21 protein-coding genes and 1 pseudogene are annotated in these 20,163 nt (G+C 67.4%); 13 read left to right on the top strand and 9 right to left on the bottom strand.

Features of this window, described 5'->3' with window-relative positions:
- Nucleotides 1-27: 27 nt before the first annotated feature.
- The 3 genes from ACWEN0_RS19910 (at nucleotide 28) to ACWEN0_RS19900 (ending at nucleotide 2,796) form a co-directional block, all read left to right on the top strand.
- Complete coding sequence (locus ACWEN0_RS19910) at nucleotides 28-1,680, top strand: glycoside hydrolase family 13 protein (protein WP_451975226.1); 1,653 nt, start codon at nucleotides 28-30, stop codon at nucleotides 1,678-1,680.
- Nucleotides 1,681-1,764: 84 nt separating this feature from the next.
- Entirely contained in the window at nucleotides 1,765-2,325 is a 561-nt protein-coding gene (locus ACWEN0_RS19905) for a hypothetical protein (RefSeq protein ID WP_451975151.1), read from the top strand.
- Between the two features lie 66 nt (nucleotides 2,326-2,391).
- A complete protein-coding gene (locus tag ACWEN0_RS19900; protein ID WP_451975149.1) occupies nucleotides 2,392-2,796 on the top strand; it encodes a VOC family protein in 405 nt (134 codons plus the stop codon).
- A gap of 8 nt (nucleotides 2,797-2,804) precedes the next feature.
- On the opposite strand, the gene ACWEN0_RS19895 is transcribed toward ACWEN0_RS19900, so the two are convergent.
- Both ACWEN0_RS19895 and ACWEN0_RS19890 read right to left on the bottom strand, forming a co-directional pair.
- Nucleotides 2,805-4,166 (bottom strand): TIGR01777 family oxidoreductase, encoded by a 1,362-nt coding sequence (locus ACWEN0_RS19895; protein WP_451975147.1) that lies wholly within the window; start codon nucleotides 4,164-4,166, stop codon nucleotides 2,805-2,807.
- The gene (locus ACWEN0_RS19890) at nucleotides 4,163-6,214 is read right to left on the bottom strand and encodes a glycosyltransferase (protein WP_451975145.1); all 2,052 of its coding nucleotides are present in this window, start codon (nucleotides 6,212-6,214) and stop codon (nucleotides 4,163-4,165) included. Before ACWEN0_RS19890 ends, ACWEN0_RS19895 begins: the two co-directional genes overlap by 4 nt.
- Before the next feature lie 52 nt (nucleotides 6,215-6,266).
- Here ACWEN0_RS19890 and ACWEN0_RS19885 point away from each other — a divergent pair, with 52 nt between their 5' ends.
- Nucleotides 6,267-7,643 (top strand): glycosyltransferase, encoded by a 1,377-nt coding sequence (locus ACWEN0_RS19885; protein WP_451975143.1) that lies wholly within the window; start codon nucleotides 6,267-6,269, stop codon nucleotides 7,641-7,643.
- 134 nt (nucleotides 7,644-7,777) lie between these two features.
- Here ACWEN0_RS19885 and ACWEN0_RS19880 read toward each other — a convergent pair whose 3' ends face one another.
- Entirely contained in the window at nucleotides 7,778-8,395 is a 618-nt protein-coding gene (locus tag ACWEN0_RS19880; RefSeq protein ID WP_451975141.1) for a cellulose binding domain-containing protein, read from the bottom strand.
- 678 nt (nucleotides 8,396-9,073) lie between these two features.
- Nucleotides 9,074-9,670, bottom strand: a complete 597-nt coding sequence (locus ACWEN0_RS19875; protein ID WP_451975139.1) for a TIGR03086 family metal-binding protein — start codon at nucleotides 9,668-9,670, stop codon at nucleotides 9,074-9,076.
- A gap of 62 nt (nucleotides 9,671-9,732) precedes the next feature.
- Between ACWEN0_RS19875 and ACWEN0_RS19870 the strand changes: the two genes are divergently transcribed.
- Nucleotides 9,733-10,323 carry a TetR/AcrR family transcriptional regulator gene (locus ACWEN0_RS19870; RefSeq protein WP_451975137.1) on the top strand — a complete coding sequence of 197 codons (591 nt, stop codon included), beginning with the start codon at nucleotides 9,733-9,735 and terminating at the stop codon, nucleotides 10,321-10,323.
- Nucleotides 10,324-10,430: 107 nt separating this feature from the next.
- Nucleotides 10,431-10,859, top strand: a pseudogene (locus tag ACWEN0_RS19865) (cytochrome b); the annotation flags it as partial.
- A gap of 3 nt (nucleotides 10,860-10,862) precedes the next feature.
- Here ACWEN0_RS19865 and ACWEN0_RS19860 read toward each other — a convergent pair.
- The 3 genes from ACWEN0_RS19860 to ACWEN0_RS19850 are packed head-to-tail and all read right to left on the bottom strand — an operon-like array spanning nucleotide 10,863 to nucleotide 13,217.
- Entirely contained in the window at nucleotides 10,863-12,242 is a 1,380-nt protein-coding gene (locus tag ACWEN0_RS19860; RefSeq protein WP_451975135.1) for a cryptochrome/photolyase family protein, read from the bottom strand.
- Nucleotides 12,239-12,637, bottom strand: a complete 399-nt coding sequence (locus ACWEN0_RS19855; protein ID WP_451975133.1) for an FAD-dependent oxidoreductase — start codon at nucleotides 12,635-12,637, stop codon at nucleotides 12,239-12,241. The genes ACWEN0_RS19860 and ACWEN0_RS19855 overlap by 4 nt, the downstream gene beginning before the upstream one ends.
- Nucleotides 12,570-13,217, bottom strand: coding sequence for a polyprenyl synthetase family protein (locus ACWEN0_RS19850; protein WP_451975131.1), 648 nt, complete (start codon nucleotides 13,215-13,217; stop codon nucleotides 12,570-12,572). The genes ACWEN0_RS19855 and ACWEN0_RS19850 overlap by 68 nt, the downstream gene beginning before the upstream one ends.
- A gap of 238 nt (nucleotides 13,218-13,455) precedes the next feature.
- Here ACWEN0_RS19850 and ACWEN0_RS19845 point away from each other — a divergent pair, with 238 nt between their 5' ends.
- From ACWEN0_RS19845 to ACWEN0_RS19815, 7 genes are all read left to right on the top strand, one after another.
- Complete coding sequence (locus tag ACWEN0_RS19845) at nucleotides 13,456-13,779, top strand: transposase (protein ID WP_451975129.1); 324 nt, start codon at nucleotides 13,456-13,458, stop codon at nucleotides 13,777-13,779.
- Nucleotides 13,779-14,687, top strand: a complete 909-nt coding sequence (locus tag ACWEN0_RS19840) for an IS3 family transposase (RefSeq protein WP_451975127.1) — start codon at nucleotides 13,779-13,781, stop codon at nucleotides 14,685-14,687. The genes ACWEN0_RS19845 and ACWEN0_RS19840 overlap by 1 nt, the downstream gene beginning before the upstream one ends.
- 328 nt (nucleotides 14,688-15,015) lie before the next feature.
- Nucleotides 15,016-15,183, top strand: a complete 168-nt coding sequence (locus tag ACWEN0_RS19835; protein ID WP_451975125.1) for a hypothetical protein — start codon at nucleotides 15,016-15,018, stop codon at nucleotides 15,181-15,183.
- Nucleotides 15,180-15,338 carry a hypothetical protein gene (locus tag ACWEN0_RS19830; protein ID WP_451975123.1) on the top strand — a complete coding sequence of 53 codons (159 nt, stop codon included), beginning with the start codon at nucleotides 15,180-15,182 and terminating at the stop codon, nucleotides 15,336-15,338. The genes ACWEN0_RS19835 and ACWEN0_RS19830 overlap by 4 nt, the downstream gene beginning before the upstream one ends.
- 280 nt (nucleotides 15,339-15,618) lie before the next feature.
- Nucleotides 15,619-16,509 (top strand): MerR family transcriptional regulator, encoded by an 891-nt coding sequence (locus ACWEN0_RS19825; protein WP_451975223.1) that lies wholly within the window; start codon nucleotides 15,619-15,621, stop codon nucleotides 16,507-16,509.
- A gap of 29 nt (nucleotides 16,510-16,538) precedes the next feature.
- Nucleotides 16,539-17,522: a hypothetical protein gene (locus tag ACWEN0_RS19820; RefSeq protein ID WP_451975121.1), complete on the top strand. Its 984-nt coding sequence runs from the start codon at nucleotides 16,539-16,541 to the stop codon at nucleotides 17,520-17,522.
- 24 nt (nucleotides 17,523-17,546) lie between these two features.
- Nucleotides 17,547-17,756: a transposase gene (locus ACWEN0_RS19815; protein ID WP_451975220.1), complete on the top strand. Its 210-nt coding sequence runs from the start codon at nucleotides 17,547-17,549 to the stop codon at nucleotides 17,754-17,756.
- Between the two features lie 265 nt (nucleotides 17,757-18,021).
- Here the strand turns inward: ACWEN0_RS19815 and ACWEN0_RS19810 are convergent, their stop codons facing one another.
- A complete protein-coding gene (locus ACWEN0_RS19810; protein ID WP_451975119.1) occupies nucleotides 18,022-18,876 on the bottom strand; it encodes a MurR/RpiR family transcriptional regulator in 855 nt (284 codons plus the stop codon).
- 54 nt (nucleotides 18,877-18,930) lie between these two features.
- A complete protein-coding gene (locus ACWEN0_RS19805) occupies nucleotides 18,931-20,109 on the bottom strand; it encodes a cyanophycinase (RefSeq protein WP_451975117.1) in 1,179 nt (392 codons plus the stop codon).
- Nucleotides 20,110-20,163 lie beyond the last annotated feature (54 nt).

Genomic DNA, 20,163 nt, shown 5'->3' with positions numbered 1-20,163 from the left:
CAGTATCTCCCAAGGACAGGAACTCCCGTGCTCGATTCGCAATTCCCGTGGTGGCGTTCCGCCGTGATTTACCAGCTTTATGTCCGATCGTTCGTCGACAGTGGTGGTGATGGCATCGGCGACCTCGGCGGTGTCGTGTCGAAGCTCGACTACCTCGCCCGGCTGGGCGTCGACGGGCTCTGGCTCAATCCGTGCTACCCCTCGCCCCAGGCGGACCACGGCTACGACATCGCGGACTTCACCGACGTCAACCCCGACTACGGCACCCTCGAGGTATTCGACCACCTGGTCACCGCGGCGCACGAGCGGGGTCTGCGGGTACTGATGGACATCGTGCCGAACCACTGCTCGGTCGTACATCCCTGGTTCCTCGAGGCGCTGGCGGCCGCCCCCGGTTCCCCCGAGCGCGACCGGTTTCTCTTCCGTGACGGGCGTGGTCCGGGAGGTGACGAGCCGCCGAACAACTGGCGCAGTGTCTTCGGCGGACCGGCCTGGACCCGGACCGTCACCTCGGACGGCAGGCCGGGGCAGTGGTACCTGCACCTGTTCACCTCGGCTCAGCCGGACTTCAACTGGCGCAACCCCGAGGTGGCGGTCTACTTCGACGAAGTGTTCCGGTTCTGGTTCGACCGGGGAGTGGACGGTTTCCGGATCGACGTTGCGCACGGCTTGGTCAAGGACGCCGAACTACGCGACTGGTCCGGCGGCGACTACAACGAGCATTCCTGGAACCAGCCCGAGACGCACGCCATCTACCGGAACTGGCGGGCACTGGCCGCCGGCTACGGGCCCGGACGAGAGCTGATGTTCGTCGGCGAAGTGTGGGTGCCGCACGCCGAGGACCTCGCCGCGTATCTGCGTGCGGACGAGTTAAACCAGGCGTTTTACTTCGATCTGCTGATGCAGCCCTGGGGCGCGGAGGACTTCCGAGCGTCGGTCGACCGCGCGATGCGGCAGCTGATCACGACGAACGCGCCGATCACCTGGACCCTGGCCAACCACGACGTACACCGGGCGGTCAGCCGCTACGGGCTGGTCGAGGCCGATCCGGCTCCGCCCAGCAACGACCCTTTCGCCGCCAAGATGCGCCCCAGGGGAGTCGTCGATGTCGCACTGGGGGAACGACGTGCCCGGGCGGCAATTCTGTTCACACTCGCGCTGCCCGGCTCGGTCTACCTCTACCAAGGAGAGGAGCTCGGATTGCCCGAGGTCCTCGACATCCCCGCCGACCGGCGACGGGATCCGATCTTCTTCCGCACCGCCGGTGCCGAGGCCGGCCGAGACGGCTGCCGGGTCCCCCTGCCTTGGGCGAGCGGTGAGCCGACCTTCGGCTTCAGTCCCGCAGGGGCGGAGGAACCGTGGCTGCCGCAGCCGGACTGGTTCGGCAAGTACGCCGTCTCCGAACAGGAGATGGACGCCGGTTCGACACTCAACCTCTACCGGCGGGCCCTGAAAGCGCGGCGCGGCCTGCCCGAGGGCGAGTTCGCGTGGCGAGAAGAGCCTGGCCCGTCGGTCGTCGCGTTCACCTGCCGCGACATCACTTGCGTCACCAACTTCGGCGCCTCGCCGGTCGAACTGCCTGCTGAATGGGGTGCGCCGATCATCACCAGCGAACCGTTGGTGAACTCGACCCTGCCCGGCGACGCCACTGTCTGGCTCCGTGCCGAAAGCGGGCGCTGAGAAATATCGCCGCAACTGCTGCATCCGCCCGAGTGCTTTTTCGCGTATCCCTCGTGTCCAGGAAGCAACGAGAACGGAGTCATCATGCGCCTTCGCATGCTCGGGGTGTCCATCGCCGCCGCGGCGGCCCTGGCCGGCGTCGCCGCGTCGCCCGCTCAGGCAGCTCAGCCGGTCCACGCGTCTTCCTACACCGTCTCGAACCACGGCTGGCACCACTTCGGCAAGGGGCGAACCGACCTCACGCTGGATGCCGCCGCGGCGAAGGCGCTCACGTCGCTCGGCGTCAAGGTGTCGCCAGTCTTCGCCAAGGTCAGTCACCCCGGCGGCAAGACCGTGTTCGGCTTCACGATCGTCGGCAACCCGAACGACGGCACCATCGAGCACATCGGCGGCCTGGTGCTGCGCGCGGGCGGTAAGTGCCTCTACCTGACCAGCTACACCATCGACCTCAACCGCGGCGTGCTCAGCGGGAAGATCAACTTCGGAACCCGCGCCGACCTGTTCACGATCGGCGTCACGACGCCCGACGGCGTCACCCTGGCCCTCACGGCACCGGCCGCGGCGCTGTTGAACAAGACCTTCGGCGTCACCGCGTTCACTCAGGGCCTGGTGATCGGCTATGGCAACCCCATGATCCGAAAGTGATGCTCCGCCGGAGGTGGCCGAACCGGAGTGGCCACCTCCGGCGGTCCTTCCCCGAAGGAGACGTCCATGGAGTCACCCGGTCTGTATGCCTACCTCAGCTATAGCGACGCCCCGGCCGGGCTCGACTGGCTCGCCGCCATCGGGTTCGACCTGGTGGCCAGGCAGGACGACGAAGCCGGTGCGGTCGTCCACGCCGAAATGCGTCTCGGATCCGTCGTGCTCATGATCGCCACGGCCGACGCCGACTACGACTGTCCAGCGCTGGTCGGCGTCAGCACCGGCGACGGCCTGTACCTGTGGTTCGAGCATGACCGCGAGGTCGACGACTGGTTCACGCGGGCTGTCGGAGCGGGCGCCACCGGGGTCATCCCGCCGGAAGACACGGGGTGGGGCAGCCGTCGCGCTCGTGTGCTCGATCCGGCAGGCAAGGAGTGGAGCGCGGGAAACTATCGGCCGGGAGCGTCGTGGTGATGTCCGGTTCAGTCCAACCTGGGAAATTCGGCGTCCGGCGCGTCCCGGCCCAGTACGTGCGCGAGCGCCGGCTTCAGGCGCGGCGTGCGGTACCGGTGTCCGTTGTGGATCAACCTGCGGGGTAGCACGCGTTGGTCGGCGAGCGCGAGCTCGCCGGCGCCTTCCCGCCCCAGCAACATTCGGGGCCCGAACGCGGGCACGCGAATGAGTGCTGGGCGGTGCAGCAGTGCGGCCAAGGTACTGGTGTAATCCTCGTTGGTCACCGGTTCCACCGCGACGGCGTTGACCGGTCCCGTCAGCTCCGGGTCGGTCAACGCTCGCAGGTAGATGTCGGTCAGGTCGTCGATACCGATCCACGACATCCGGTTCCCCCCTTGGCCCAGCCGACCGCCGAGCCCGAGTGCGAAGAGCGGGTACTGCAGCCGCAACAGGCCGCCTCGCGGGCTCAGCACCAGACCGGTGCGAATCTTCGCCACCTTCAGGCCGGCCGCCCGCGCCGGTTCCGTCGCTGCTGCTTCCCACTGGGACACGACGTCGGCCAGAAACCCCTCCCCTCGTTCGCTTTCCTCGGTGAGCGGCTCGTCCCCGCGGTCAGGTCCGTAGAAGCCGATTGCGGACGCCGAGACGAACACTCGGGGTCCGTCGACGGTACGAGCGGCCAGTTCGGCAAGCGCTCGCGTCGGACCCACCCTGCTGTGCAGAATTTTCGCTTTGTGCCGGGAATCGAACCGGCCGGCGATCGACGCTCCGGCCAAGTGGACGACGGCGTCGATCCCGGCAAGCAGTTCCGCGTCCGGAGCTGCCGGGTTCCAGAGGCGTTCGCCGCTGCTCCGCGGCTGCCGCCGAACCAGCTTGACGACGCGGTGTCCGCCGGTGCTCAGCAAGGCTGACAGGGCGGTACCCACCAGCCCGCCGACGCCTGTGATGGCTACTGTCATCGGAGGACCGCCGTAGCGTTGGTGTGCGGTGAGATCCCAGGCGAGCTGGCGGTGCCGGTAGGCGAACATCGCCCACAGCATCGACATCGGCAGCCTGGTCTCCACGGTGTCGGTGACTCGCGTCCGGCAGTCGTCCACGCTCTCGAAGCAGTGGGTGTGACGCCAACGCAACAGCGTCGAAAGCACAGGCGTCTCCAAGCTGTCGACGAACTTGCGCGAGGCCTCGAAGTCGTCGGGCTGGTGCTCAGCCGCCCATTTCAGTCCGGTCGGCAGCACCAGCTCGGCACGTCCGTTCCGCAGCGACCCCGCTTCCTCGGCTACACGCACCGGCTGCCAGGGCGGCATGAGGCGCACGATCGCGCCGGGCCGGCCGTGCCAGGCGAACACCTCGTCGAGCGGCGCGTCGACGACACTGGAGAACTTCGCGGTCACCGGCCCTCCTCGATCGTGCGGAAGTAGACGTCGGCGAACTTGGCGGCCACGTCGTTGATGTCGAACTGCCGGATGACCGTCTGCCGACCGGCTTCGGCGATCGCCTTGCCCTTGCCGGGGTCAGCCACGGCGCCCCGCACGATGTCCGCGAGCCGGTCCGCGAAGGCATCGGGATCGTTGGTGTCTGCGAGAAAGCCGTTCGCCTCGTCGCGGATGTAGTACCCTGCGCCGCCCCGCTGCGGCGCGCACACCAGGAACCCGGCTTCCATCGCTTCGAGCAACGCGATTCCGAACTCTTCCTTCTGGCTCGGGCAGACGTACAGGTGCGGAGAGTCCGTTTCCCAGGAAGCAGCCAGGCCGTGCTCGAGTGAACGCACCCATGCATTGGAGACGGCCGGAACCACGGCCAGCAGCCCGGCCGCCTCCGGCACCGCGGTTGCCGCTTGCTGGATCTCGGCCAGGACAACCCGCTCTTCTGCCGTGGGGTTCTCCGTATCGCCACCGACGAGGACGAGAGCATAGGACCGGTAGAGCTTTCGGTCGATCCAGGTGCGGACCAGCAACTGCTGGTTCTTCACCGGATTGAGCCGTCCGACCGACAGCATGACCGGCATGGTCCGGGCTGCCTCGGCCAGCCGGGGTAACTCGGAGTCTTCGTCGAACAGGGTCTCGAAAACCTGTCGCAGGTTCTCGGCCGGTTCCCGCTCGGGCCAGTACCGGGAGATGCCTTCCTCGACCGTCTCGGGCTTTGCCGGCAGGGCCGGGAAGAACCGCTCGATGTCATGCCCTCCACGGGGCAACGCGACGACCGTGTCGGCCGCCGCCACGAGCAGGTCGGCGGCATACAGCCGGTGCAGGTCCTGATGGGCCGCGGCGAGGTCGGGGTCGCTCCCGGCCCGGTAACGCGCGGCGAGCGCGCGGTGGGGATCTCCGGTCAGGGTGAACACCGTCGGAACCCCCAGGCGGGTCGCGGCGTCGGACACTGCGACGGATCCGTCGTCCGAGTAGCGCACGTGCACGACGTCCGGTGCGATCGCGGCGGTCGTGAGCAAGGTCTCGATCCAGAAGGTGATCGCGAGCCGATGCGCGCTCAGGTCCCGCTGAGAAACCGGGCCTGGAGAGTCGACCGGCACGTGCACCACGAGGTGTTCGCGGTCGCCGTCGGACATTGTCGTCACCAGCGACTGGAGTCGGCCCAGCCGCGACTCGGGACACAGCACGACGGTCACGACACGCCCGATTCCGGGGACCGCGGTGAGGGCGTCGGCCAGCGAACGCAGCAGCACCGTGAGGCCGCCGCTGGCCCCGGCACCCGGCCGATCCGCCGAACCGAGCAACATCGACTGCGCCACGGTGATTCCCGGCGCGGACGGCGCGGGTGCCGGACCGGGCCAGCGCCGATCCGTCCCGGCCGGGCCGGCGTGCCGTGCCGCGACGGCGGAGAGCAGGAGCCGCTCGTAGCCGCCGGCAGCCGCGGCCCAGGCTCTTTCCCAACCTTCGGGCTTCGACGCTGTGGCAGGAAGCGTGGCCGCGTAACGCCACCGCGCGTGGCGGCGCCGCCGGTTGCCGTCCCCGCTCAACGAACCCACTGTCGTGGCGGGCAGGACGAGCCGGTGCCGCGCCGCGGTGTCGAACAAGAAGTCGTGGTGCTCAGGGTCGAGCTGGGTGAAAGCCGAGGTCAGCGCGGATTCGGCCGCCGCGGCCCCGAAGGTCGCGACGCTCCGATCGAACAAGTCCGTCCGGACCGATCGCGCCGGTTCGGCGGAGATTAGGTCCGCGCCGGCAGGCCAGCTCGTGAGCAGCATGGCCAGCGGGTGCCGCGGTAGCGGCGCACGAACGAAGCGACGTGCGGTCGCCACCGCCGCTCCGGGAACCGGCGGAACTGCTCCGGAGGTTCCGGCGTACTCGCGTGCCAACAGATCGGCGATCCGCGGATCCAGGCGCGTCAGCGCTTCTCGAAACGAGCCGGAGGCCGAACGCCGCGGGTCGTGTCCGCGGATGGTCGCGATCGGATCGTCCTGAACGGTGTCCAGCGGGGAGATGACCACGGACGAACTCCTTGCACGGGGGAAGTAGGGTCGAGCCGAACGAGGACAGGGGATGTCGATGGACACAGTCGGGCCCGCGCAGGAGCGAGTGGTGGTGATCGCGCCGCCGTTCGCGTCGCACGCTCGCCCCATGGCGATGCTGGGGGCCGGGCTCGCAGCGGCGGGCGCGGACGTCACCTTCGCGTGTGCACCGGCGTTCGCCGGCCTCGCCGACGAACATCGTCTCCGGTTCCGGCCTTTCAGCATGGGCGGAGGCGCCAACGACGGTGTCGCCGAACGGACCGAGCAGGATGCTGCCGCCTCCGCCCGGCTGGCGGAGTTCTTCGCCGCGACTCGCGACGGGGCCGTCGCGGCGCTGCGTGCGCAAGCGCGTCATCGGCGAGCAGACATGCTGACCGATCCCGGTCGGGCGTTGGCGGCCGTCCGGGCACTGGAGGCCGAGCTCTCGCCGGAGTGGTACGTCACCGACCAGCTCGCTTACGCCGTCACTCTGGCGCTGCATTGCGTCGGGTCGAGATGGGCGACGTTCTGTCCCGGGCATCCCAGCTACATCATCGAGGAACCCGGCCGCTACTTCGGCTTGCCACCCTACTGGCCATCGGCGATCGCCCCGGACATTCGGGACCTCGACGCCCTGCGTAAAGACGTTGTGGCGAACGATCGGCTCTTCACCCGGTTGTTCGACGAGTTCGTCGCCGAACACGCGCCGGACCGTCCGCGGCCGCCACGCGCTTTTGCCCTGACGTCTGCCGAGGCGATCGTGTTCAGCTACCCGCTGCTGCCATGGCTTCCGATCCCGGCGGCCGGCCCGGCGCGCATCTTCGCCGGCCACTGCAGTTCGGTGGGCGAGGAGGAACTCGACCCCGAATGGCGCGGCGTGGTGCGTCGCTTGACAGCCGGAGGGCGCCGGCTGGCCCTTGTTTCGTTCGGCACGTTCCTCTCGGCCCGGGACGACGTGCTCGCCACCGTCACCGACGGCTTGCTGGCCGTGCCGGATCTTTCTGTGGTGCTGGCAGCCGGTGACCGGAACACCACCTTGTCGCGTCGATTCTCGTCGGCCGACGCACGAGTGCACGTTGCGGGCTATCTGCCGCAGCGCACCCTGCTGCCTCATGTCGACCTCGTTGTCCATCACGGCGGGAACAACTCCTTCACGGAGTGCCTGGCTGCCGGGCTACCGGCGCTCGCGTTGCCGTTTTCCAGCGATCAGTTCGCCGTCGCGGCCGACCTCGAACGATGCGGTGGCGGTCTGTGCCTGAATCCGGCGACAGTCACAGCCGAGGCCACGGCTGCCGCGGCGAGCGAGCTCTTGACGCGCGGAGCGACCGGCCTCGAGCCGATCGAATCGGTTCGCGATCGCGGGCCTGAGTGGGCGGCCCGTCGCCTCCTGAGCGTGATGCGCCGGCCTCACGAGTCGGATCGGGTGTGATGCGGAGCCTGCCGTTGTGCAGCTTCCGGCGTGACGGCAGCGGCTTGCACGCGAATGAGTCACACCCTAAGCGTTGCACAATCGATGCGCTCGTGCCACCCGCGGCCGAGCGAGACACACCGGCGCCGAGGGGCTCAGACGACCCGGCAGGGCGTTCCGTTGATCTGGATCGCTCGCGGCGTAGGGTTCGAGTCTCCGAACGAGCCGTTGTAACCAGTCTTGAAAGTCGTGCCGGGCTGGAGGGACGTCGCCCACGAGGGCGCAGTGACCGTCACCCGGCTCCCGGCTTGCGTCCAGGTGCCGTTCCAGCCGTCGGTAACCCTTTGCCCGGTGGTGAAACTCCAGCTCAGTGTCCACGGCGTGAAAGCGCGCGTTCCACGGTTGGTGATGTACACGGACTCGGTAAAGCCGTTCGGCCAGGATGTTTCGACACTGAATTCGACCGAACACGAGTAGTCGGCCGTCTGTGTTTCGGTCACTTGTTTCGCTGTTGTCGGTAATGGTGTCGAAACGCTGGGAGATGCCTTTTTCGGTGCTGGCGGCTCGGTGCCTTTCTTGGGATTGGCGGTAGCGGTACCCGTGGGCGTTGCGTTCGTTGCGGCGTCCTCTGTCGGCGGCGCGGAAAATTCAGGAAACTGCGCGGCAGCGGGCGGCTCGTACGGGGGAATGGCGTCGACTTCTGTGTGTCCGGCACGAGTCGCGAGCACGACCGCCGTGCCTATGATTGCCGCGCCGGTGAGCAGGGAAGTCACTGTGAGCCAACGTGTTCGCGACCGTCCGGCGGTGCCGGCCACCCTGGGGTCGGCGGCAGCTGCGGACTTCTCGCCCGGGCGGCGAGCTCGCGCTCCCGTTCGGCGCAGGAGTTCTTCGACCGACAACTCGTTGTGCTCACGGGCATTGCGTGGCATAACGGACCTCCGGTCCCGGAACGCGGCCAACTTGTGATATCGGCAGCGGAATCCTAGGGACTCGCCCTGATGGCCGCAAATCATCCGGCTCTCTGCCGGACGTGCAGTTGGGTTAATGGCGGCCGGTTGCACCGTGGGGCCTGACCTGGTCTTTTGCTGTAGTCTCAAACGCGGTTCGAGCTGTTCGGCCGGTTTTATTGGTCCGGATGCCGGACCGGATTCCGGGCGCCAAGCGGGAAAACTGTGCACAAGCACAGAACGTTCGTCGGGTGCGGCGACGAGCTTCCGAGGAAACCGGGACGGCACGACCGAGGGGATTCGTGCACGTACCGGCCCGGGTGGCCGGTGCCCCTGAACTCACAGCCACCTGTCCCCGGTCCGCGCCGACGCCTGCCGGGGGAGCCGGTGTACAAGGGCGAACCGGGTTGCGGGCGCGAAATCAGCCGTCAGATGCCGGAGGAGCACCTCCGAGATCAGGCCGAGGGACCGTTCCCGAACCTCGCAGTGTCTGTTCGCCCGAATTCATCGCGCAACATCAGGCGACGCCGGCCATGCCGGATCGCGTCCGACAGAGGCGATGAAGGCTGCTGTCTCGGCGCTGTCTCGCGTGACGAGTGGTGGTGCGAAGGCGCCGGCGGCCTGCATCGCCGGAACCATGACGGCCGCCACCGGGCGCGCGATCGCCAGCAGCCCGGGATCGATTTCCCTGTGCGCGCCGAGCGACACGGCCAGGTCCCAGCCGTGCACCACGGCCGAGAACGTGGCGATTCCGGCGAGCCGCTCGGCACTCATCGGGCCGAGGGGTGTTTCTCGTTCGGCCGACATGTCCGATACCGCGGCCCAGGCGCGGGTGGAACGCTCCAGCGCAGCCTCGACCGATGCTCCGATATCGGATCCGAGCAGGTCGCCGGTGCCGGCCAGGGCGCTGCGGTCCGGTCCGGGAGCGCCGTCGAGAGCGGCCGCGAACAAGACGATGGTGCCCACGGTGTGGGTCAGGAGCGCGCGGATATCCCACTCGGTGCAAGGGGTTGGCCGGCTGAGGTCTTTCGCGGTCAGCTGCGACGCTGTTCCCACGAACTGCTGTTCGGCTGTGGCGAGATGGTGGCGAACATCGGGCATGAGCTGTTCCCTTCGAGCTATGTAATCCATCGATTACATAGCTCGACCTTATGCTGATCCGCATGGCAGGTCAAGACGAGGAGAACGTGCGGTCGCGCGACGCGGATCGGACCCGTGAGGCGTTGCTGGAGGCGGCCGGAGCGGAGTTCGCCGAGAACGCCTACGACGAGGTGACTGCGCGCCGCATCGCTGCGAGAGCCGGCGTCAACCAGTCCCTGGTCTTCCGTTACTTCGGCTCCAAGCGGAACCTGTACGAACTGGTCCTGAGCCGCGGCGAACCCGATCCCGCCGCGGATGGCGAGGCCTTGCTGCTGTCCGTGTTGCGTCGGTTTCTCGAGCCCGCCGAGCCGGCGCGTGCCCACCCCGTCCTGACGATGCTGCGCTCGGTGAGCACTGCGGATGGCGCTCGCGCGATGCGGGAGCAGATGGTCCGGACGTACTTGCCGGTGACGGAGCCGCGCAGCGACCGCGGCTGGTCCGAGGAGCAGCGAGCCGTACGCGCCGAGCTGGCGTGGGCGTGGATCCTCGGCATCGGCGTCACCAGGGCGGTCGTCGGGTTGCCGGCGCTGGTTGCCACTGCGCCCGATGAGGTCGAGCGCATCGTGCGCGAGTCGCTCGACGCACTGCTGGAGGGTGCCGTTGACCAAGGCTGACCCAAATCGGTGCAAGTGACCGACGTGTCGTCGGTCAAGGCTGAACAAGCGTTGCGAATTCGATGCACACGTGTCACGAACATCCTGCCGACTGACCGGAGGTGCGTTTGAGTTCGCTCACCACGCCGACGAAGGGGGCGGGCGCGCCCGTGCGGCAGGTGGGCGAGGCGGCGAGCAACGCGGATCAGCGGTATCAGCTGGCCAAGGGCCTGCGGCACCAGATGAACAAGGTGTTCCCGACGCACTGGTCGTTCCTGCTGGGCGAGATCGCGCTCTACAGCTTCATCATCCTGCTGCTCACGGGTGTGTACCTGACGTTGTTCTTCGACCCCTCGATGCAGGAGGTCGTCTACCACGGCAGTTTCAAGAACATGCAGGGCCTGGAGATGTCGCAGGCCTTCCGCACCACGCTGGACCTCTCGTTCGACGTGCGTGGCGGGTTGTTCATGCGGCACCTGCACCACTGGGCGGCGCTGATCTTCGTGGCGTCGATGGCCGTGCACATGCTGCGGATCTTCTTCACCGGCGCGTTCCGGCCGTCAGCGAGGGCGGCTGTTCTTCGCCCGGGCATCCTTGAACCGGTCTGCCGCGGCGCGCAGATCGACCAGCGGACGCGGATACCCCGTCGCCGAGAGTTCGACGGGCGTGAGTTTCCACGGCTCGTGCACGGCCGTTCCCCGGATCCCGGCGAGTTCGGGGACGTACCGGCGTACGTAGTCGCCGGTCGGGTCGTAGCGCTGGGCCTGCAATACCGGGTTGAGGACCCGGTTGGGCCGGGTGTCGGTGCCGGTCCCGGCAACCCACTGCCTGTTCAGCTGGTTGTTGGCGACGTCGCAGTCGACGAGCAGGTCCGCGAAGTGCCGCGCGCCCAGCCGCCAGTCGAGGTACAGCGTCTTGGCCAAGAAGCTGGCGACGAGGAGCCTGGCTCGGTTGTGCAGCCAGCCCTCCAGCGCGAGCTGACGCATCCCGGCGTCCACGATCGGGTAGCCAGTGCGACCGTCGCGCCACGCGGTGAATTCGTGTTCGGATTGCCGCCACCGGTCACCGCGAGTTCGGTAGTCCACAGTGGAGCACCTCGGTCGCGCGGCGAGCACCTGGTGGTGGAAGTCCCGCCAGGCCAGCTGCCGCCGGAACGCCCGTGCGCCGTCGGAACCGGATCCGGCCCGGTCCAGTAGCTCGGTGACCGAGACGGTGCCGAAGTGCAGATGTGGTGACAGCCGGGAGGTCGCGTCTCCCGCGAGATCGTCGTGCAGGTCTTCGTAGCTGTCGATCTGCTCCGACACCCACTTCGTCATAAGCGCGCGCCCAGTCGCTTCACCACCCTTGGCCAGATCCGGAGATCGGTCACCGCGGCAGATGTCCGTCACCTTCGGCAGCTTCTCCGCGCGCAACGGTGGAAGCGCGATCCGCTTCGGCCGGGCAAGCACAGTCCTCTTGCTGGTGCCCGCCCACCTACGGAAGTACGGGGTGAAGACGGCGAAGTGATCGTTGCCGCCAGAGGGTGTGATCGAAAGAGGGGCCACCGCTGTGATCGACGTCTCGTACATGCGCAACTCGACGCCCTCCCGGCCGAGGGCTGCCCGGAGCGCCTCCTCCCGACGGTGGGCGAAGCCACTGACGTCGGCAGCGAGATGCACGGATGAGACTTGATGTTCGCGCACCAGCGTCATGACCTCTTCGACGAGCTCACCCTGCCGGATCACCAACGCGGCGCCGAGCTCACGCAGCCCGGCGTCGAGATCCTCGAGACTGTCAGCGAGAAACGACGCGCGGTTGGGCCGGTTGAAAGAGCCGGTCGTGATGGCCGTGTCGAGGACAAACAGGGGGATGCACAAGTCCGCCGCTGCCGCGGCGTGCAGCACGGGGTTGTCGTGCACCCGCAGGTCGCGAGTGAACAACGCGATCGAGACCGTCCTCATCGCGTTCGCCCCATCCCGGCCGCGAAGCGGTTAAGCGGGCCCAACCTGCCGCGGTTCGGCACCGAGCGCAGGATGTGTCCCGCCAGCCCCCAGCCGGACAGCAGCGTGTTGGCCGCGATCCAGCCGGTCGTCGCGGCTCGTTCCATCAAGGCGACGGGCAGGTTTGCCCGGATGGCGTCGCCGGCCAGGACCAGCCCGGGCGTCGTGGTGGACACCGTGGGCCGGTGGGCGAACTCGCCGACACCGAACATCGGGCAGCCCTCGCGCCACAACGTGATCGCGCCCGCGGTGCGGGCGGTGGCGGTCTCCGGGTAGATCTCGTGAATCTTAGCGTCCATCTGCTTGGCCAGACCTTCGGTGTCGATCGTCGTGCCGGCGTAGGCGTGGAGTTCCACGACCGAGCCGGCATTCTTTTTCCGCCCAGCGGCTCGCGTCGCCTTCGCAGCGATCGAGCAAATTGATGTTGTCCAACGGTGGCACGCTGTTGGTACCCGGGAACTCCTGGCGAGCCGGCCCGACTTGGCGATCCAGCCACCGCCGCCGGGTGGCTGCGGACTCGCCGAACCGGTCCGGCGGACCAGTCCAGTCCCGGTCTCGGTGCGATTGGGCGAACCGGGCGTGTAGTGATGGCCTGCCGCGGCGCAGTGCGGAAGCGTCCGTGACGTCGTCCTGAGCCAGCGCGAAACAGCGCAGCAGCTCCAGACTTGTCGCCGCTCGGACGGCGGCAGCGTTCTTCTTGCCGCCGCGGCAGCACCAGCCCGCATAGGCGGAAGTCGGTCTCAGGAACTTGCCCCCGCGCACAAATTCGGGCAGGACCTGTCTGGCGAGGGCACCTTCGCTTCGCCCTGAGAAATGCTCCTCGCCGCGGTCATCGACGAACTGGCTCGCATATGTGAGACAGCGCCGGTTGAGCGTGCTCAACCACTCACCGGGCTCCTTGTCTGACGACACGACGCCCTCCGCCGTCACCGCCATCCGGTCTCCCTCCACATTCCGGTGTCCACTGATGCGTAACCGTTGCACGTGCAGTGTGCCTTGTCCACACATCGGGAAAATCGTCCGCCGTTCGGTTCTGTTGTCACAAAGCGATGCAGGGGTGTAGTCGATCCGGCTGATGTGGTGTCGATTGGACAAGAAAGGGCGTGGTGAGGTTCACCCCGGGTAGTGGACACCGAGTTAGCAGGACCAGCTGTCCTGCTGGAAGGATGTCCTCATGCCTCCTCGCAAGCGCCGGTCGTATACGGCCGAGTACAAGGTCGAGGCTGCTCACCGCGTGATCGACTCCGGCCGCACGATCGCTGAGGTTGCCCGTGAGCTGGGTATCGATCCGGGCATGTTGAGTGTCTGGGTCAAAGACGAACGGCGCCGGATCACCGCCGCTGAGGTCCACGGCGAGAAACCGCTGGAGGCAGCTGAGCGGGCCGAGCTGCAGCGCCTGCGCCGGCACGTGACCGAGCTGGAGAAGGACAACGCCTTCCTGGTAAAAGCTTCGGCGTACTTTGCCGCGATGCAGAAGAACCAGCCCGGTTCGCTCTGATGGCCGAGTACGCTGGCCCCGACGAGTTTCCCGAGACCTCCACTTCGCCGCGGCGCACGCAGTTCTCGGTCCGGCGCATGGCGCGGCTGCTGGGCGTGTCGACCTCGGGCTACTACGCGCACGCCAAACGCGCCGCGGCGAGGGTGCTGACGCCGCGGCAGCAACGCCGCGCCGATCTCGAGGTGAAGATCACCCAGGCGCACCAGGACTCCCGCGGAACCTATGGGTCGCCGCGGATCACCGCCGAGCTGCGTGATCAGGGCGAGGTGGTCACGGCGAAGACGGTCGCCAAGATCATGGCCTCGATCGGCCTGGAGGGCATCAGCCCGCGCACGTTTAAGGTGAAGACGACAGTGGTCGACCCGGCCGCGTCGTTCCCGCCGGACCTGGTCGAGCGAGGGTTCGACCGGGGCCGGCCCGACGCGGCGTGGTTCACCGACATCACGTACCTCACGTGCGGTGAGGGCGAGATGTTCCTGTGCGCGATCCGGGACGGGCACTCCCGGAAAGTGCTGGGCTACAGCATCTCCGACCACATCGGCGCTGAGATGGTCACCGACGCCATCGACGCCGCGGTGGCCGCACGAGGCGGCAGATGTCGCGGCACGATTCTGCATTCCGACCGTGGCGGCGAGTTCACCGCACATCTGACGGCGCAGGCGTGTTTCCGGCACGGGCTGCGCCGGTCGATGGGCGCGACCGGGATCTGCTGGGACAACAGCCCGGCGGAGTCGTTCTGGTCGACGTTCAAGCACGAGCATTACTACCGGCACGTGTATGCCACGAAGACGGAACTCGTTGCCGCGGTTGACAATTGGGTGAAGTTCTACAACAGTGTGCGGCGGCACTCCTCGATCGGGATGCTCAGTCCCGACACCTTCGAGCAGTCACTCCGCATGGCTGCCTGAACCCTCTTAAGCCCCTGTCCACCGTCCGGGGTGAACCTCATGGCGAGGAGCCCCTGCGTTGCGATATCGATGCAGATCGGTCAAGATGAGGACGGAAAGGACACGTGACTTCCCGATCTGACCTCGAAACCAGCGACCGGACGATGTGGACGACCGGGCAGATGGCGGTTGCGCTGGCAGTCTCCCCTGTGATGCGTACCTAGGACGTGCGCTACGGCCTGGGATCGGCGCAGCGAGGGCCGCGAGGTGAGCGTCGTTTCTTCCCTCGCGACTTCCAACGGCTGAGGCGCATGGCGATGTTGCTGAACCAGGGGTCTGGCCACAGGACGTGGCCGAGCTCATCCGTTTTGAATCGGTCGCGGCCGCGGTGTCGCGACGGCTGCTGGACGAAGTTGACGATGCCGCGTCGGGTCTGGAGGACCGGCATGTCGGAACGCCGGTCGTGCTTGCGTGCAGCCCGGCCGAGCGCCACGCGCTACCGATGAAGGTTCTATGAAGGTTCTTTCGGCCGTCCAGCGCGAACTTGGTATCCCAGTGGTGCTGCTCGGTGAGATGGTCCCGGCGCCGGTGCTGACCCAGCTGGTCGGGAACCTGGGCCCGCGGATGGTCCTGGTCTGGTCGATGATTCCTTACCCTGTGGACCTACCCTGAGCAGCAGCCTGGCCGATGCGGGAGATGTGGTCCTACCGGCCGGTCGGACCGTGATGCGGGACCCCGGCAAAGTGCTCGACGGCCCGACGCCGCGGTGCGAGTGGTCTCCGCGGACTATGCACATGCGTGGCCCTGACCAGGCGGCTCGTTTTCGGTGATTTGACTCACGGTCCGCATCCGGTGGCATGATTTCTCGGGAGCGCGAGCGTCCCGACCTGGTCGGATGCCGTGCGCGGTGAAGGCAGCCGGGCCTGATGGGCGGTGTGGGATCGTGGAGCTGATGTACGTCGATGCAAGTGCCGAAGCACGTGGACCTGGTGCGGCGGCGACATGGGCTTCGGGCATGGTGGCGCAGATGCTCGGAGTCTCACCGGTAACCCTGCGTAGCTGGAGTTCGCGCTACGGCATTGGACCGTCGCTGCGCGAAAGCGGCAAACACCGGCGCTACTCCGATCTCGACGTCCGGCGCCTCCAGCACATGCAACGCCTGATCGATCGAGGACTTCGGCCGCGCGAAGCCGCGGCCAAGGCGTTTGCCGACTCGGACGACGCCCAGCTGACCGGTTCGGCTCCCCAGAGCGTCCGCCAACTGGGTGAAGCCGCCGACGGACTGCAGTTCGCGAACATGGGCGCATTGCTCGACGAGACGTTGTCGGCCCTCGGTCCCGCTGTCACGTGGAGCGAGGTAGTCGCGCCGGTGCTGGAGCACCTGGGCGGCCGGTGGCTGCGAGGCCAAGCGTGTTTCGAATCCGAGTGGGCGTTGACCAACGAGGTCTCCGCGGCCCTCCAGCGCTTCAGCGCCCGCTACGAATCGCTGCTGCCCGGACGTCCGGTGTTGCTCGCGTGCTGCCCGGGCGAGCGGCATTGCCTGCCTATGGAATTCCTGCGTGTGGCCTTGGTCGAGGCCGGCATTCCCGCAGTGTTCTTGGGGCAGATGGTGCCGGCCGAGACGACGGCAGGCATGGCGTCGAAGCTGGATCCCCCGGTCGTGATGTTGTGGTCGATGTCGGTGAACACCGCCGACGACCTCCTCGCGCATCGAATCGCGCACAGCGGTGTCGAGGTCTGTGCCGCCGGTCCCGGTTGGGAGCGATTCAGCACCCGGAGCGTGCGCAAGGTCAACGACATGGCCGCCGCACTGGAGTTCGTGTCCGCCTCCACGCGTGTTTGAACGCGCATGTCTGTCACGGATGACCGAAGGTGGCCTTGATCATCGTTCCGGAGAATGGTGCAGAAAGCGGTGCCGCCGTCCTCGGCGACACGCGGACAGCGCGCCAGAACGAGCCGAGGTCGAAGGGCGTCCAGATCGATCAGCCGGCGTATCGCCGGGTGAGCCGGATTGAGGATCTGGAACCTGTGGTCGAGCCGGTACCCGTCGACGAGATCTGTGCGCACCCGGCCGCAGACGCCGTGCTCGGCCTCTACTGCCGACACCATGATTCCCGCATCTGCCGCGACCGTGCCGGCGCGTACGCCGAAGGCGCGAATACCGGCGCTCCGGAGGCTATCCAAGTGGCCGATCGGTTCCACCTGTGGCGCAACCTGGGCGACCACGTGGAAAAAGCCGTTGCGCGCCACCGTGGCTGCTTCAAACCCGAGCCGCCCGACGACAGCACCCCACCGGCCGACGCGGCCGAGGGCGACCCTGCCGTCACCGTATCCGAGCCCGCGGAGTCGCGGTTGGTAACCCGCACACGGGAACGCTATGCCGCGGTCCAAGACCTGTGTCGCCGGGGCGAATCCTTGTCGGCAATCTGCCGGATCCTCTCGTTGGATCGCAAGACCGTCCGGCGTTTCGCTCGCGCCGCCACGGTTGAGGAGCTGCTCGGCAAGGCGGTCGGCCGCAGCAACCTCCTCGACCCGTTCAAGCCGTACCTGCACCAGCGCTGGGCTGAGGGCGTCATCGAGGCCGCTCAGCTGACCAAAGAGATCTCCGCTCAGGGGTTCGCGGGCAGCGAGCAGACCGTCCGCCGCTACCTGCACCCTTTCCGCGAGATGCTGACCCCGCCGCCGGCACCGTCGGTCGTGCCCAAGGTCCGCCAGGTCACCGGCTGGCTGCTGCGCCGTCCGGACGATCTCGACGATGACGAGAAGCGTCAACTCGCCGACATACGGTCCCGCTGTCCACACCTGGATCGCCTCACCGAGCACGTCAAGGCATTCGCCACCATGATGGTCCTGTGAGAAGGCGAAAACCTCGGCACCTGGCTGTCCACAGTGGAATCCGATGACCAGCCCGAACTGCAATCATTCGCCATCGGGATCCGCCGCGACCACGCCACCGTCACCGCCGGGCTCACCCTGCCCTACAGCTCCGGCAAGGTCGAAGGAAACGTCAACCGGATCAAGGCCATCAAGCGCCAGATGTACGGCCGAGCGAAGCTCGACCTCCTCCGCAAACGAGTCATCCTGGCATGACTCAACGAAACTCACTCCGAGTCACCGGACCACGAAACCCGCGCCAGAGCCCTATTCAGAGAGCGCCATCATTTCGAGAACAATCCGTCACCTAATTGTCCCGAGCCCCCACGTGACAACGGTGCGCCACGGTGTACCGAACGTGACCGTTCAGTCCCGATCCTGACGCAGGAGACCGCTCCGGGACCCTGCGCTTCGGCATTGGCGAAGTCTTTCAGATACTCCACCACGCGGAGCAGGGCGGTGCTACGGGGATTCACTGCATTCAGTACAAGCCGAGCCGCGTAGCCGTCTCTTCACGGCTGGTCATCGTCGTCCTCGCGCCTTCGCCTTGTCTGCTCACCAGCAGAGCCACCAAGGCCTCGATCGAGGCCACGGTTGGAACCAGGCTGTCGTAGGGCGAAGGTGCCGTGACTTGTTGAGCCAGCACGACCTCTGCGTGGTGGCTGATCGGCGAGAGCCACGGGTCGGTGAAGAGTACGACGGTCGTCTTGCGTTCGGCGGCCAGCGCTGCCATGCCCTCCTGCTCGGGTTCGTATCTGCGATAGTCGAACAACACCAGGACGTCGCGAGTGCCGAGCGAGGCAGCCGCAGCTGCCCGTTCGACCGGATGCTCGGGCACCAGCCCGACGCCGTCGCGCAGCTGCATCAGGTGAAGAGCCAGGTAGTGCGCGAACAGACGGCTGAACCTGCCGCCGGCGAGCAGGATCCGACGTTTCGGGTCGGTGAGCAGGTCGACTGTCCGCTCTAGATCGTGCTCGCTCGTCTCCGCGAAGGTCCTGGTGATGGCCTGGCCGAACTGGCGGGCTGCCCGGTCGAGCAGCGACATCGTGCCCGTCGGTTCGTTGACATCCGGGTAGAGGGTCAGCGGCGAAGCTTCGCGATCGTCCAGCTCGGCGCGCAAGGCCGCTTGGAAGCCCGGGAAACCGGGATAGCCCAGACGGGTGGCCAAGCGGAGCACGGTGGGAGCACTCACCTTGGCGCGCTTGGCCAGCACCGCGAGAGTCTCGAAGCCCGCGGCCGGGTAGTTCGCCAGCAGGACCCGAGCGACCTTCGTCTCGGCAGGGCTCAGCTCGCCCAGCCGCCGCCGGATCTGTTCGGCGACGGTGTCGGAAGGCAAGGCTGTCTCCTCAGGCGCTCGGGGCCGTGGTCGGTCAGAACCTACCGTGGCTGCTCATCCGTTGCCGCACGCAGTGGGTGCGATGGCGAGCCGAAGCCCGATGACGCTGTGCAGCCGAGGGTCCGGATTCGCCCACAGAACCGCGCCGTGGTCGCGCCGGAGCCGGACGTCGAACCTGGGCGAGACCTCGAACGTCCGCGCGACCGCGGTCCGGGCCACCGCGTTCGCGCCGAGACTCGACGCCGTCCTCAGCAGGGAGTACGAGTTCCCCACAGGGTTGCGGATCGACGAGAAGACGTCGTCGTTAGCGGGAATCGGAGTGCGGTCCGCGGGCCGGACGGTGTGTGCGCCTGCGGCCGGCTCGAACCGGCGGGGCCCAGGGAGGTAGCTGTCTCCGTTGGTGAGGTAGTTGTAGCCGGCTCCGGTGATCGACCAACCACACCCCAGGGTGGACACATGACTGCCGCGGAGGTCCAGGATCGTCACGCCGTGTTCTCCGACGACGTGCATGCTTTCCCGAGCAGCCGAGGGGTGGTCCACGACGAGAGCGGTGTTCTCGTCCAGGGCGTAGACCCGGTCGTGGCCTGTGTCGGCGGCGAGCCGGAGCGAACGCCCTTCGCGGCCGTTGACCCCGGTGTGGGTGTCGATCAGTCCTGAGGTCAGCAGACCGAAGCCGCCGGAAGGCAAGTAGCCGAGGACGGACGGATCGTCGAAGTACCCGGGTTTGCTGCCGTCACGGAGCCCCTCGTACGAGTCGCCGCCGGTCACCATGTCCGGACCTGCCGCGATCTGCGCCCCTGCGCTGGAGCCGGCGACGACCGCGCCATCGGTGAACCGTGCCCGGATCGCGGCCATCACCTTGCTGTCGGTGTGACTCGTCCCCCTGAGGAGAGTCGTGACGTAACGGTATTGGTCGCCGCCGCCGAAGAAAAAGCCGGTCATCTGCTCGACTTGAGCGGTCACGGCGTCGGATTCGGCGTTGCCGAGGTGGTCGAGGTCGATCGGGATCCACTCGGCACTTGCCGCGCCGTGTTGCTGGAAGAGCTTCGCGTAGTAGGCGCCGTTGCATTCGGAGTTGGCGCAGCGCTCGGGGTCGGCGGCATCGGGGTCCTGGCTTGCCGGGATCGAGGCCGCGGTGATCACCCCGATGCGTGCACGGGGACCCCCGGCACGGGTCAGGATCTCCCGGTAGACGGCATCGTTGTTTTCGGCGAGGGCACCGCCGACGAGCACCAGGGAACCGCGCGGCCCCGATCCGGGTGACGCGGATGTCGGCGTGGCGAGTGA

The sequence above is a fragment of the Amycolatopsis sp. NPDC004378 genome, from assembly GCF_053602455.1.
Note: the sequence above shows the minus strand (reverse complement) of the source record. Positions and strands in the feature narration are given on the sequence as shown.

What these genes read in the sequence shown, in the direction of transcription:
- ACWEN0_RS19830 (WP_451975123.1), top strand. Translation starts at nt 15,180, where the DNA reads ATGAAGGTTCTTTCGGCCGTCCAGCGCGAACTTGGTATCCCAGTGGTG.
- ACWEN0_RS19870 (WP_451975137.1), top strand. Translation starts at nt 9,733, where the DNA reads ATGGCAGGTCAAGACGAGGAGAACGTGCGGTCGCGCGACGCGGATCGG.
- ACWEN0_RS19845 (WP_451975129.1), top strand. Translation starts at nt 13,456, where the DNA reads ATGCCTCCTCGCAAGCGCCGGTCGTATACGGCCGAGTACAAGGTCGAG.
- ACWEN0_RS19850 (WP_451975131.1), bottom strand. Translation starts at nt 13,217, where the DNA reads ATGGCGGTGACGGCGGAGGGCGTCGTGTCGTCAGACAAGGAGCCCGGT.
- ACWEN0_RS19885 (WP_451975143.1), top strand. Translation starts at nt 6,267, where the DNA reads ATGTCGATGGACACAGTCGGGCCCGCGCAGGAGCGAGTGGTGGTGATC.
- ACWEN0_RS19905 (WP_451975151.1), top strand. Translation starts at nt 1,765, where the DNA reads ATGCGCCTTCGCATGCTCGGGGTGTCCATCGCCGCCGCGGCGGCCCTG.
- ACWEN0_RS19840 (WP_451975127.1), top strand. Translation starts at nt 13,779, where the DNA reads ATGGCCGAGTACGCTGGCCCCGACGAGTTTCCCGAGACCTCCACTTCG.
- ACWEN0_RS19825 (WP_451975223.1), top strand. Translation starts at nt 15,619, where the DNA reads ATGTACGTCGATGCAAGTGCCGAAGCACGTGGACCTGGTGCGGCGGCG.
- ACWEN0_RS19860 (WP_451975135.1), bottom strand. Translation starts at nt 12,242, where the DNA reads ATGAGGACGGTCTCGATCGCGTTGTTCACTCGCGACCTGCGGGTGCAC.
- ACWEN0_RS19900 (WP_451975149.1), top strand. Translation starts at nt 2,392, where the DNA reads ATGGAGTCACCCGGTCTGTATGCCTACCTCAGCTATAGCGACGCCCCG.
- ACWEN0_RS19875 (WP_451975139.1), bottom strand. Translation starts at nt 9,670, where the DNA reads ATGCCCGATGTTCGCCACCATCTCGCCACAGCCGAACAGCAGTTCGTG.